The following is a 12582-nucleotide window of genomic DNA, read 5'->3' on the forward strand; positions in this document are numbered from 1 at the left end:
TGGGAGAGGAGGATGGCTCTGGATTGATGCAGGGGCAGGCTTTGCGCCTGCCTGCTTGTGTGGCGGCACCCCCTGCGGGTGCCTGCATTCTGCTGGTTTGTTTTGTAAGAATCGGGTGTCCGGGTATGTGTGTTCAGCGTATTTTTCTTTTCTTCTGCCTGTTTTTGATCATGAATTCCCATGGAGAAGCTCTGGCCCTCCACGCCTTTAGTGCGGATGGCGAGCCTCTTTATGCCTCTGACTTCACCCATTTTTCCTACGTAAATCCCCATGCGCCCAAGGGCGGAGAGCTGCGCTGCCACACCATTGGCACCTTTGACAGCTTCAACCCCCTGCTGCTCAAGGGCCGTCCTGCGGAAGGCATTCATCTGATCTACGACACCCTTCTTGTGGAAAGCGAGGATGAGCGGGATGTGGCCTATGGTCTGCTGGCTTCCGAAATTCATGTGCCTCCGGATCTTTCCCATGTGATTTTTCAGCTGCACCCCGAAGCCCGTTTTGCCGATGGCAGCCCCGTCCGTGGGGAGGATGTGGTGTTTTCATGGGAAATGCTGCAGGCCCATTTTGGTTCCGCCCTGCGCCGTTACAGCGAGGCCGTGGCATCCGTAACCGTTCTTTCCGGTAACCGGGTGCGTTTTGATTTTCGGGAACAGCAGAACCCCTCCCTTGTTCTCATGGTGGGTCGCCTGCAGATTCTTCCGGCCCATTACTGGGAGGATAAGGACTTTGGCCGTGCGGATCTCACCCCGCCCATGGGTTCCGGCCCCTATGCCGTGGCGGAGGTGGAAGCGGGCAGGCGTGTGGTCTATGCCCGCCGAGTAGATTACTGGGCCGCAGATCACCCCGTAAACCGGGGGCGCTGGAATTTTGACCGCATCCGTTATGAGTATTTTCGGGATGATACGGTGGCCATGGAGGCCTTCCGCGCCGGGCTTTATGATTTTCGCTTTGAGTCTTCCGTGAAAAACTGGGCTACCCGTTATGAAGGCCCCCGTTTTGGCGATGGCCGTATCCTGAAAAAGACGCTGGAGAACCGGGATCCATCGGGCATGTATGGCCTTGTGATGAATACCAGAAGGCCTGTGTTTGCGGACAGGCGGATAAGAAAAGCCATGCTGTCTGCCTTTGATTTTGAATGGGCCAACCGTCGTTTTTATTATGGTGAATATGAGAGAACGGAAAGCTATTTTGAAAATTCAGACATGAAAGCCCCGCCCCTTGCCGATGAAGGGGAGGCTGCCATTTTGCGATCCTTCGGGGATGACCTGCCCGAAGGCGTACTGGAAAATCCCCTGAGCCTGCCCCTGACGGACGGAAGCGGCCACAACCGGGAAGGTCTCATGGAGGCGGACAGGCTGCTCAGGGAAGCAGGCTGGGTGGTGGAAGGGGGCAGAAGGGTGCATGGGAAAACAAAGCAGGTCTTCCGGTTTCAGTTCCTCACGGATTCCCGCAGGGAGGAGCGCATGCTCCTGCCCTTTGCCCGCAGTCTCGGACGCCTTGGCATTGAGATGCGGATTCACATGGTGGATGGCCCCCAGTACACCCGCCGTTTGCGGGACTGTGATTTTGACATGATTGTGGCAGGTTTCGGGGCGGCTTACAGGCCGGGCCGGGAGCTTGCCGTGGCCTTCCATTCCGCAAGCCGTGACCGGAAGGATCAGCGGAATTTCATGGGTATTGCCGATCCTGTGGCAGACGGCCTCATTGAGAAGATCCTTTCCAGAGAAAGCCGGCGGGAGATGATCCCCTATGTCCGTGCTCTGGACCGCATACTGCGGCACGGCCATTATGTCATTCCCTTTGGTGCGGGAAAGCGGCGGTATCTGGCAAGGGCTGTTCACATTCAGTCTCCGGAAACACCTCCGCCATGGGGCAGGGGTGTGAGCACATGGTGGTACGGAGAAGAAGACCGGGCAGCCGCCCCAGCTTCTGAGGGAGAGTCATGATTGCCTATATCGCAAAAAGGGTTTTTCTTCTTGTTCCCACCCTTCTGGGTATTCTGGCCTTAAATTTTTTCCTTGTGCAACTGGCTCCGGGCGGGCCGGTGGAGCAGGTGATCAGCCGCATGGAGGGCAGGGGCGACCGGGCGCTGGAGCGCATCACCGGCGCAGAGGGGGATGCCATTGTCATGGTGGAAACCTCTTTGGACAGCACTTCCGCCTACCGGGGCAGGGACGGGATTTCCCCGGAGCTGGTGGCGGAAATTGAGAGGCGCTTTGGTTTTGACAGGCCGTTGCATGAGCGGTTTTTTTCCATGCTGAAAAGCTATCTTCTTCTGGATTTTGGGGAGAGTTTTTTTAAAGACCGGAGCATTCTCGGCATGATCGGGGAGAAAATGCCCGTATCCCTGTCTCTGGGGCTCTGGAGTACCCTTGTGATCTATCTGGTTTCCATCCCTCTGGGAATCCGCAAGGCCGTGCGCCACGGCTCACCCTTTGATGTGTGGACCAGCTTTGTCATCGTGATCTGCAACAGCATTCCCGTATTTCTTTTTGCCGTGATCCTAATCGTTATCTTTGCAGGGGGCAGTTATCTGGAATGGTTTCCCCTCCGGGGGCTTGTTTCCGATCATTTCCATGAACTGTCCTTTACGGGAAAAGTGCTTGATTATTTTCATCATCTGGCCCTGCCCATCCTTGCCATGACCATCGGGGGGATTGCCGGTTTTGCCATGCTCACCAAAAACTGCTTTCTGGATGAAATCCGCCATCAGTATGTGACTACGGCCAGAGCCAAGGGAGCCAGCGAAGGGCGGGTGCTTTTCGGCCATGTGTTCCGCAATGCCATGCTCATTGTCATTGCAGGGCTGCCCGGAACCTTTCTGGGTATCTTCTTTACGGGTTCCATGATGATAGAGGTGATTTTCTCTCTGGACGGGCTGGGTCTCATGGGCTTTGAGGCCACCATGAACAGGGATTATCCCGTGATGTTTGCCGGGCTTTATATTTCCACCCTCATGGGCCTGTTTGTGAAAATTCTCTCGGACATCACCTATGTGCTGGTGGACCCGAGAATCCATTTTGATGCAGGGGGAGTATAAACCATGCGTGCTGTCACCCGCCGCCGGATGAAAACCTTTGCCAGCAATCGCAGGGCATGGATCTCCTTATGGATTTTTATGACGCTTTTCACGGCAAGTATTTTTTCCGAGTTCATTGCCAATGAAAGACCCCTTGTACTGTATTTTCAGGATCGAATGTATTTTCCCGTTTTTTCTGAGATTCCGGAAACCCTGCTGGGCGGATATTTTGAAACGGATGCGGATTTCACGGACCCTGAGGTCATTGCCATGGCAGAGGCCCATGGCTGGATGCTCTGGCCGCCGGTCCGCTTTTCATGGCATACGGTGAACCTTGCAAGGGAGGGTGTGTATCCTGCTGCACCCGGTGAGGGGAACTGGCTGGGAACCGATGACCATGGCCGCGACATTCTGGCGAGGCTTCTCTACGGGTTCCGGGTCTCCGTGCTTTTTGGTCTTTGTCTGGCTGTTTTCAGTACGCTTGTGGGCATTGTGGCCGGGGCGGTGCAGGGGTATTTCGGCGGCAAAGTGGATCTCTTTGGCCAGCGCTTCATGGAAATCTGGTCCGGTCTTCCCATGATCTATCTGCTCATCATCCTTTCAAGCTTCATGCAGCCGGGCTTTTTTGTGCTGCTCTTCATCATGCTCTTGTTTTCCTGGATGGGCATGGTGGATGTGGTGCGGGCCGAGGTGCTGCGCTGCCGGAACTTAGGCTATGTGAAAGCCGCCCGCTGCATGGGACTTCCGGACAGGGTGGTGCTTTTTCGCCATGTGCTGCCCAATGCCATGGTGGCTACCCTGACCTTTCTGCCCTTTGTGCTCAACGGTGCCATCACCACCCTTACATCTTTGGATTTTCTCGGATTCGGCCTGCCTCCCGGCTCCCCGTCTCTGGGAGAGCTGCTTGCACAGGGAAAGGAAAATCTGGATGCTCCCTGGATCGGCATTGCCGCCTTTGCCGTGCTGGCCTCCATGCTGAGCCTGCTGGTTTTTATCGGGGAAGGGGTGAGGGATGCCTTTGATCCGCGGCATGAAGGGTAGGTATTCCCATGTATTAATGCTAAATACCTTCCAGTATTCCGCTTTGTCTGGTTTTGATCACTCTTGTAACTCCATCACCCCCATCCACAATATCTGCCAGCCTGATCTGGTGTCTGGCTGACTATTTCCTCTTCATGATTTTTTCAACGGCTTCTTCCAGAGCGGGATTGAAGACCTCTGGCCTTGCCAGCATGAGAAAATGATCTGCCCCCTTGATGACGGTGGCCTCAAAGGAAGCCATGTGCCTGCGGTTGCTTTCATAGTCAATGGGCCAGAGGTCGGCATTGACGGCCATGACGGGAAGGCGGACTTCTTTGAAGATGGCGGCGGACTCCCCGGTGATGAAAAGCCCCATCATTTCCTTTAAGGCACTCAGGGCCACGGCGGGAGGGGCAGCAGCCATGTCGTTGAGAATCCATTCCCGGAGCGGGGCCGGTGTGGCGGGAATCATCATGGTTTCAACAAACTGACGGCTTCCAGCCTGAAAATCCTCTTCCAGCGGGCTGACCATCCCGTCCAGGATTTCAGGGGTGAGGGGATGGGCCACGTTGCCAAAGGTGTCCACACCGATGAGGCCCAGCACGCGTCCGGGCATGAGACGCGCTGCCTCGGCGATGACGGGGCCGCCCATGGAGTGACCGATGAGAATTACTTTTTGGCTTCCCACCGCTTCCGCCACAGCCTTCACATCCTCTCCAAAGGCCTTCATCGTGTACTGGCTCCGGCCCATGCCGGAGTGGCCGTGGCCCGCCAGATCCAGAAGCACAATGCGGTTATTTTTTGAAAAATGGTTAATCTGCTCCCGCCAGTAGCGGGCATCGCAGCTCCATCCGTGGACAAAAATCAGGGTGGGTTCTCCCTTTCCGTATACCTCATAGGAAATGGGTACGCCGTCCTGGGAGGGTGTCATTCGGGGCCACTGGGCTGCGGCCGGACTGGCTGCGAAGATAAAAAAGAGAAGCCAGCAGGTAAAGGCTTTTATGAATGCGGGTTTCATGGTCTGTTTTCCTTTTTGTGGGATTGAGGGACGGAAGTCGTTTCGCCCGTTTTCTTACGCCTGAAAAGAAGCTCAGGCAAGGGCTCTTTTTTGAAGCAGCAGGCAGGCATAGCCGTATTCATCGCCGTACTGCCGGTTCATGGAGATTTCTTCTTTCATGTCCTGAAAGGCGGGTCTTTCTCCAATGGAATTTTTAAGACCAAGGAGGGTTCTTTCCATGTCATCGTAGAAATCCTGCCAGTCCTGCCGGGGTAGCAGGGAGGCATCCACAACAAGATATCCTGCCTTTTCCGCCTGGCGGCACCTGTCTTCAATGCTGCACATGTCGGGGTATTCCACATCCCATAGTTCTTTGCAGGGGGCAGAAGGGGTGTTCGTAAGCCAGACAGGATCACTGATAAAAAGGTGTCCATCCGGAATGAGGAATTTTTTCCATGTGGCAAGCGCCTTTTCAAAGCCCATGATGTAGGCGGCTCCCTCACACCAGATGAGATCAAAGCTTCTGTCTTCAAAGGGCAGATTCAGCATGGAGGCCGCAAGGGGCTGGATGCGGTGGGATAAGTTTTTTTCCGTAAGCTTTGTTTTAAGGGCATCGAGAAAGGGCTCATGGTTGTCCACGGTTGTAATCCGGGCTTCGCTCACTTCCGCAAGGGTGAGGGCCGTTTCTCCTTTTCCGCAGCCAATCTCAAGAATATTGCGGATGGCGGATCTGTTTTCGATTTTCCGGAAAGCGTCCATTGTGGTTTGCCAGCTGCCGGGACCCTGTCGTTTCATGGTTTCAAATACTTTAAAAAAGTCTTCCATATAGACCTCATGATTTTCCATGTTTCTTGAAACGCAGCGGATCTGCGTTGCGGTTTTTTCGGAAAAGCCCAGGGCCTGAAGCCATTTCAGGTGGGCCTGGGGAGATTGCTTTTCAAAGGCCGCATGCCAGTGCCTGAGGGGATCGGCTCCCGGTGCCTGCGGCGGCGCTTTCCCTTCAGTCCTCTGGCAGAGGGCGCGCAGCATACTTTCAGCGGTTTTCAGATGGAGAATTTCCCTTTCAATTACAAGGAGCTGTTCCCGGAGCATGGCGGCGTCCATTTTTCCTTCAAGACAGTCCTGGCACTGGGTCAGGGAAAAGCCCGCTCTCTGGAGACAGCGGATGGTTACAAGGCGCTCCAGATCACTTTCCGAATAGATGCGGTAGCCGTTTTGATCATCCCTTGCCGGTGAAACCAGACCGATTCTCTGGTAATAGAGCAGGGTGGAGCGTGCAATGCCAAGGCGGCGGGTTATGTCCGATACATGATACATGAAAGGCCTCCCATGTTGTTTCTGAAAGCAAAGGTAGCCTATGAACCTTTAGACAGGTCAAGGAAAAAAGTAAGGATGAAATATTATAACGGTGGGATTATACTCTGCGTGGTCATTCTTGATACATGGGGCAGTCTTGAAAGGATATTGTAGGGTCAGGCCCCCGTGCCTGCCCTGGTTTTGGGCAACCTCGGGGGGTTGCCCCTACAGAAAACCCATTTCCGAGGTGTTGCGCTCTATTTGATGTCGCAGCTTCCGTTTTCTCCAGCAGGATTCACCTGCAGGTTTTCAAGCGGTACCCAGCCTGATTCGGAACTACCGGATTTTTGGCACCAGACCCAGCCGTTGAGGGTTCTTGTGCCAATCAGCTGCTCTCCTTTTTGCACATTCAGCTCCCTTGCCGTGTAGTCTTCACGGGCACGGGCGGTGTTGTCTGTGATGTTCTCGATAATCTGTGCCGGAACCCAGCCCCCTTTTTGTCCAGGCGTTTCACAGAATATCCAGTTTTCCCATCCCTCCGGGCCTTCATATTTTTCACCAACGGTGAGAGGAACGCCTTTTTCAAAGGTAATGGGTTCGGGAAATTCGCTGGTGTGGTCTTGAATGACAAGGTAGTGTCTTGCTTCCATCTTCGTTTCCTTTGGGCTAGGGATTGATAAGGTGGGCCGGAGTCTGATTGCTGCCCGCCTTGAACCTACAATAAGATTATTTTGAAATCCTTAAATAAAGAGCCGTAAAGTAAAAATTAAGCGGGTTTTCCGAAGAATGGCTTTATGGCTTGACCTTCCGCTTGCAATCAGTTTGGGCAAGGCATCAATATCCTCCAGCAAGGTCAGTTTGCTGAATCCCGAAGCAGACGGCCCTTGTCCGTCAGCCTGTATTTCTGTTTGCTGCTGCGTGGCTTGTCAGGGAGAGTCATTTCAATGAGACCGGCATTCAAAGCAGGGAGCAGGTAGGCTTTGCGGAAATGTTCATTGTCTTTCAGCCCAAGGGCTTCTTTGAGCTGTTGCCGGGTCATTTCGGAGGTTAAGACCGAAAGGAGCCGGACTTCCGGGGTGACTTCCTGCGTGACTTCCGGGGTTGATGTGCGGATCGTATCCAGAATCCCCCTCTTTCAGTCCCAGAAAATCGAGAAAGTAAGGATCTTTGAAGCTGCCGTTCAGGTGATCCGCCTCGGCCAGGGATAGTTTTGTATCGGCAATTTCGGAGCGTTCAAAGGCCTTGCGTTCCATTTGATGCCGCAGTTCCCGCTTGCTCCAGCCGGATTCACTGGCTGAACGGGCATAAAAGATTCGGGCCTCATCCGATTTAAGGGGTATCAAGGCCAAAAAATGTGACCAACTCAATTGTCGCGCCAGTGGAACGACAATCTCAAGATCCGGAAAAACCTCAGCAAACTGCATCATCCGCCGCAGATTTTTCGCCTCAAAACTCTTGCCATAGAATGCGGCCAGCTCCCCGGCCAGTGACACCACCACCTGCTTGCCGTATTCCGCCCGCTCTCCGTGCAAGACCTCTTCATTGATGCGTTTGCCCACATGCCAGTAGGTGATGGTGACCGCACTGTTAACCGCAGAAACCGCCTGCTTCCGGCCCTGATCAATCAAAGACTTCAGGTCTTGAAGCAGATTTCCTGCGCAGGAATCGGGCAAGCTGTTTTGTGGGCTGCTGCTCATGCTATCATCTCCCTCAGCTCCAGCAGTTCCCGCACAATCCCACCTTCAATACGTTCCAAAAGCTTTTTATGGGTTTCGTGGTTTACAAAATCTTCCCCCAGCTCCGCCACCAGCAAGCGCTCCAGAATCACCCCCGGTTTTTCATACTTAACCTCTTCAAACACATCCTCCTTGTACCGGCTTAGGGACAGTTCATAACCCTCGGTCTCGATGTCGGCACGGGGCACCATAAACCATTTTTGCCTACGGTCGGTATCGGTCTCGGGATTGCGGGCATGGAAGCGGGTCTGGATCTTCATTACCTGAAAGCTGCACAGGTAGGGCGGCACGTTGCTGACCGCCTCTTCAAAGGTATAGGCAAAAGTGGGGAGGCCGTCTTCGCAGTGAAAAAGCTGAAAGGTGTTGTGGTCGATGATGTCGGTTGGCGTGGCGGTGAGGCCCAGAATGATGGTTTTGAAATAGTCCAGCACCTCTTTGTAGGTGTTGTAGATGGATCGGTGGCTTTCATCGACCACAATGAAATCAAAAAAGTGCGGAGACAAATGTTGAAAGGCATCCCGGATGATATTGAGCATGGTGGGATAGGTCGAGACATAGATGCGGCGGTCCTTGGCAATGAGCTTCTCACCTGTGTTGGGCCAGCGCGGCTCGTGGGCCAGTTCTTCCTGACTGAGCCCCAGTTGCTGGCGGACCTCTTTGACCGTTTCTGCAAAATTTTCCGGTGTTTTTGCCATATCATTTGGCCTTAATTCCTGATGGGTCACCTGTTCACTGCGGCGGGTGAACGATCTTTGCCCAGAGTGATACTTACGTCCAGAGATATAGCAGGTGACAGCACATGTGGAAAGCGTAAACCCGGCAAGTATTTTTGGGGTATTTCCATTGTTTTGCCAACACCCGGCAAGCAAAAACCATGGGAACAGATGCGGAAAAGCAGTGCTTCCAACGCCTGATATAGGGATTTGAGCTATCCGTTGCGCGAACCCTTTTACCCCGTTATCCTCTGCAGCAATCCCTCGATTATTTACTGCAAAGGTAGTGCTTTACCAAGGCGGTGTACCTGCAGGCCGCCTGATAAAAAGGCCCTTGGAGAGATTCTTTCCTGTTCATACCCCATACGCAGATACAGGCGCAGTGCGGCAGTATTGTTCGAGGACACATCCAGAGTGATGCGGTGTGCTCCGCAGCTTTTTGCCCTTTCTTCGGCTATGGCAAGGAGTCTTGATCCTGTTCCAGTTCCCTGCATTTTTTCAGATACGCTAAGGGCCTGAAGGTACCAGTCGTTCGGGTTGTGTTGAGACATCGCTTTGAAGAGGGGGAGGGCGGTGAGGGCCAGAAGGCCTACCCGCCAGATCTGTTTGCCTGCGGCCCAGCGCAGCACAGGGGAAAAATCGGCCATGGCTCCCACAGGCATGCCGCTTAGTATGGCCACAGGCTCCCCTTCAAGCTCTGCAATCAGGACATGCTCAAGGGAGAGGCTGTGACCTGGAACCAGGCAGGTCTGTGCAAAGATTTCTCCGAACCCGGAGCCAAACAGAAAACGCAGAAGGCCATCACAGGCCATGTTGAGGCCGTGCGCAAAGAACAGGGCATCCTCATGGGTTTCTTTGGCCGGACGAAAATCAAGGGGCTGAGGGAGGGTCATTTTAATCTCCTGTATATCCACAAACGCCTGCTCTTGGAGAATTGACAACCGGGAGAAACATGTCCTCATCACATTCATGGTTTTTAACACATTTTGAACATAGCCAGCCTTTGCCCTCATATTGGCATTCCGTACAAATAGATGTTGCAAGCTTTTTGCCGCATTCATCACACATGACTTTAGGCTCATTATTGCGGGATACAAGCTGTATTTTTCTATTTCCCTCGGTGACTCCCTTATAGATTTCCACATTTTTGATGGTGAGTTCTGTCGTGTCACCGAAATCATACATATAAGATAGAGACAGACCCGGCTCAAAGATCTTGGATATGGTCGTTTTTATATTAATATCTTCCCCGTAGCCGCCGTAGGTAAATGCGCTCAGATGTCCGCAGCATTCCAGCCATGTGTTTCGAAGGAAAGAGTCCAGGTCTTCGAGTCTGGCATTTTCTTTCATGAGAATATGAAGAAAATAATCCGGATTGTAAGTGGCATGGATGTGCAGGTAAAAAACCCGTTTGGCTTTTTCTGTATCGGAGGATTTAAAATGCTTGCCGAGGCAGCTTTTAATGTGTCTGGACATCCCTGATCTGGCATACTCGGAATTACATATAAAGCATTTTGATTTCATTGGATTTCATCTCCTTTCTGTCTTGTGGAATCCGTTTTTCTGAATCCGGCCGGCGGATTCAGAGCGGGTAGTACGCTCGTTGGTAATGGGCCTTTTCAGGCGAATCTGCTGTAATCCACGCCGCTTTCCGTTGCGGGGAATCCGTTGGGCAGGGTGTCGAGGACTTCCTGAAGCCTGTGATATATGGGGTGTGTCATGGGTTTTCCTTTTTTGGTTCTTTTGTTTTGGTATCTGGCCTGGGGCAGGGTGCCGGATGACTGGCCTGACTGTAGCGAGCGAAAGGAAACATCCCCGTGTACTGGCTTTGCTATGCCGCTGCTCAGAGCTTCTCGTTAAACTCCCCGCACTGGTTGCATTTATAGCCATGCCTGTAAAAAAACAATGGAAAGCCTATCAAAATGAAAACCAGAAAAGCCGGACGCTTCCCTTTTGTATATGGGGACAGATCCGTACTGCCACAATGGGGGCAAGCATCCCTGCCTTCCTCATCATTGATTTCATTATCTAATGACTCTGAGAAGTCAGTATTCAGTATTTGAGAAGCTTCATCGGCATCTTTTTCTGCAACCATTAAACGAACGCCACCAATGGCATTAGAAAATAACCATTGAGCGTTCACCGTATGTTCGTCTGCAATGCAGCTTTCAATTCCAGCGCTGTCAAGGCTGGCTTTTGCAATGTGCGCTTCATGGGGGAACGAAAATCTGGCAATGACAATCACATATGACTCCTTGTCAGGTATTTTTCTCTGTGTTGAGTGGGGAGTGAACTTTTTAGTATTAGTCTGCCAATTGAACAGTAAAAAAACGAAAGTTTTTGGATTTCATTTCTTCGAAGTTTGCTTCCGCAACATTTAATCCTTCTTGCCGAGCAAGTGGATAAAATTTTTTGTACGATTCTTCATCAAAAGCATATGCAGCTCCTAATTTGAGACCATTCAGTATTTCTCCGAATAAAGTCTTTTTAATCGTGTGTTTTTGTAGCCCTTCTGGATCAAATTCTTTTAAGAATGCTTTCATGGTTCCTACAGAGCCAGAGATAACACATGCATTGTCTGTGCATACAACTTCAGTAGGAGAAGCAAAAGCAAAATAGCCTATTACTTTACGATTTCGATCTGCCATATTTTTTACCTTTTTATTCTATCAATAGGTTTATAATAGACCGTCTAAAACCCATCAAAAAACGCTGTTTTTCATCGGTTTTTGTAGCCACAACCTGACTGTCTGCCAAAGGCAGAGGTGGTATTGATAGCTATTCTACAAAATATGCAGTGAGAGCTGTTTGATAAGCGGATAAAAACCGGGTAAAAATTTGAGGCCATTTTAGATGGTCTATGCTTATAACGTTGAAAATCACCGGCGCTTTTTGCCATCCGGTGAACCGGTTGGTTCGGTCTTCGTATTATTTATTCTTCGCCAAGAGCCTCTATATCGGCAAGATCCTTTTTTCTTCCTGATGCTCTTTTATTTATGATGTATTGATCACGACCTATGTAATAGACTGGGACATCACCATACTTTCCTTTTTCCCGGCTTTTATAGGCATCTTCCCATGCAACCCCTGATATCGATGTAATAATGTCAATACGTACCGGAGGGTAACCCAACTGAACAATATTATCCTTATTTGTAAAATCTTCTGTCTTCAGACCAGCTGAACCGAAACCGAAGTCATTAAGCGCCTTCAAAATCAAAGATGCGTTTTCCGAATCTGATTTAACGAATAAATCGATATCACCAGTATACCTCGGCGTCCCGTGATATGCTAATGCGTATCCTCCGACTATAAGATATTGTACATTATGAGCGTTGAATAACTCGAGCAACTCTTTGAAGTCGTTCTGAACTTCCATGTGTTTGTCTCCTCAAAAATTCAACTGCCGACACTCTTTCATCTTGAGTTTTGCTAAGCCAATATTTCAGATCTTCCATTAAATTTTTATCGTTAATATTTCTAACTTGTACAACTTTCTTTATCATATTGTTTGTACCTCTCAACTTTATGACCGAAATCGTGGTGCTGACCGGCGCCGAGCGCCGATCAAGCAGACGCAGTCTGGTTTATCGGTGTGAGGTGTCCGGTCGAGTACCTTGTTCAGGCGCGTAGCGCCGGGGCAAGGTATTCGACGTAGTCAGCACCACGATTCACGGCGGCGCAGCCGCCGTGAACGCCGCGCTCTGCGGCAAATTTGGAGTGCAGCGGAAAATTTGTCCGTCAGCAGCGCCTTGTTAAGCGTTCTCATGCTCGATTCCTATCCAAATACGATAAAGAAAA

14 protein-coding genes are annotated in these 12582 nt (G+C 51.4%); 3 read left to right on the forward strand and 11 right to left on the reverse strand.

Annotation, left to right across the window (positions count from 1 at the left end):
- Positions 1 to 41 precede the first annotated feature (41 nt).
- The 3 genes from FIM25_RS10460 to FIM25_RS10470 are packed head-to-tail and all read left to right on the forward strand — an operon-like array spanning position 42 to position 4060.
- Positions 42 to 1946, forward strand: a complete 1905-nt coding sequence (locus tag FIM25_RS10460) for an extracellular solute-binding protein (protein ID WP_179953302.1) — start codon at positions 42 to 44, stop codon at positions 1944 to 1946.
- Complete coding sequence (locus FIM25_RS10465; protein ID WP_139449009.1) at positions 1943 to 3040, forward strand: microcin C ABC transporter permease YejB; 1098 nt, start codon at positions 1943 to 1945, stop codon at positions 3038 to 3040. The genes FIM25_RS10460 and FIM25_RS10465 overlap by 4 nt, the downstream gene beginning before the upstream one ends.
- Before the next feature lie 3 nt (positions 3041 to 3043).
- A complete protein-coding gene (locus tag FIM25_RS10470; RefSeq protein ID WP_139449012.1) occupies positions 3044 to 4060 on the forward strand; it encodes an ABC transporter permease in 1017 nt (338 codons plus the stop codon).
- A gap of 121 nt (positions 4061 to 4181) precedes the next feature.
- Here FIM25_RS10470 and FIM25_RS10475 read toward each other — a convergent pair whose 3' ends face one another.
- The 11 genes from FIM25_RS10475 to FIM25_RS10520 form a co-directional block, all read right to left on the reverse strand.
- Positions 4182 to 5057 (reverse strand): alpha/beta fold hydrolase, encoded by an 876-nt coding sequence (locus tag FIM25_RS10475; RefSeq protein WP_139449015.1) that lies wholly within the window; start codon positions 5055 to 5057, stop codon positions 4182 to 4184.
- A 72-nt stretch (positions 5058 to 5129) separates the two neighbouring features.
- The gene (locus tag FIM25_RS10480; protein WP_139449017.1) at positions 5130 to 6353 is read right to left on the reverse strand and encodes a MerR family transcriptional regulator; all 1224 of its coding nucleotides are present in this window, start codon (positions 6351 to 6353) and stop codon (positions 5130 to 5132) included.
- A gap of 236 nt (positions 6354 to 6589) precedes the next feature.
- Positions 6590 to 6982: an SH3 domain-containing protein gene (locus FIM25_RS10485; RefSeq protein ID WP_139449020.1), complete on the reverse strand. Its 393-nt coding sequence runs from the start codon at positions 6980 to 6982 to the stop codon at positions 6590 to 6592.
- 203 nt (positions 6983 to 7185) lie between these two features.
- Positions 7186 to 7371 (reverse strand): Fic family protein, encoded by a 186-nt coding sequence (locus FIM25_RS17765; RefSeq protein ID WP_342774341.1) that lies wholly within the window; start codon positions 7369 to 7371, stop codon positions 7186 to 7188.
- Positions 7325 to 8029 carry a DUF1016 N-terminal domain-containing protein gene (locus FIM25_RS10495; RefSeq protein WP_139449023.1) on the reverse strand — a complete coding sequence of 235 codons (705 nt, stop codon included), beginning with the start codon at positions 8027 to 8029 and terminating at the stop codon, positions 7325 to 7327. The genes FIM25_RS17765 and FIM25_RS10495 overlap by 47 nt, the downstream gene beginning before the upstream one ends.
- Complete coding sequence (locus tag FIM25_RS17545) at positions 8026 to 8763, reverse strand: helix-turn-helix domain-containing protein (protein ID WP_246052143.1); 738 nt, start codon at positions 8761 to 8763, stop codon at positions 8026 to 8028. Before FIM25_RS17545 ends, FIM25_RS10495 begins: the two co-directional genes overlap by 4 nt.
- 290 nt (positions 8764 to 9053) lie before the next feature.
- Positions 9054 to 9674, reverse strand: coding sequence for a GNAT family N-acetyltransferase (locus tag FIM25_RS10505; protein ID WP_179953303.1), 621 nt, complete (start codon positions 9672 to 9674; stop codon positions 9054 to 9056).
- 1 nt (position 9675) lies between these two features.
- Positions 9676 to 10305 carry a hypothetical protein gene (locus tag FIM25_RS17090; RefSeq protein ID WP_179953304.1) on the reverse strand — a complete coding sequence of 210 codons (630 nt, stop codon included), beginning with the start codon at positions 10303 to 10305 and terminating at the stop codon, positions 9676 to 9678.
- A 319-nt stretch (positions 10306 to 10624) separates the two neighbouring features.
- Positions 10625 to 11026: a putative signal transducing protein gene (locus FIM25_RS10510; protein ID WP_139449029.1), complete on the reverse strand. Its 402-nt coding sequence runs from the start codon at positions 11024 to 11026 to the stop codon at positions 10625 to 10627.
- A 58-nt stretch (positions 11027 to 11084) separates the two neighbouring features.
- Positions 11085 to 11429, reverse strand: coding sequence for a hypothetical protein (locus FIM25_RS10515; protein WP_139449031.1), 345 nt, complete (start codon positions 11427 to 11429; stop codon positions 11085 to 11087).
- 284 nt (positions 11430 to 11713) lie between these two features.
- Entirely contained in the window at positions 11714 to 12160 is a 447-nt protein-coding gene (locus tag FIM25_RS10520) for a nucleotidyl transferase AbiEii/AbiGii toxin family protein (protein ID WP_139449033.1), read from the reverse strand.
- Between the last annotated feature and the right edge of the window lie 422 nt (positions 12161 to 12582).

Origin of the sequence: Desulfobotulus mexicanus (genome assembly GCF_006175995.1) — a bacterium.
GTDB classification, from domain to species: Bacteria; Desulfobacterota; Desulfobacteria; order Desulfobacterales; family ASO4-4; genus Desulfobotulus; species Desulfobotulus mexicanus.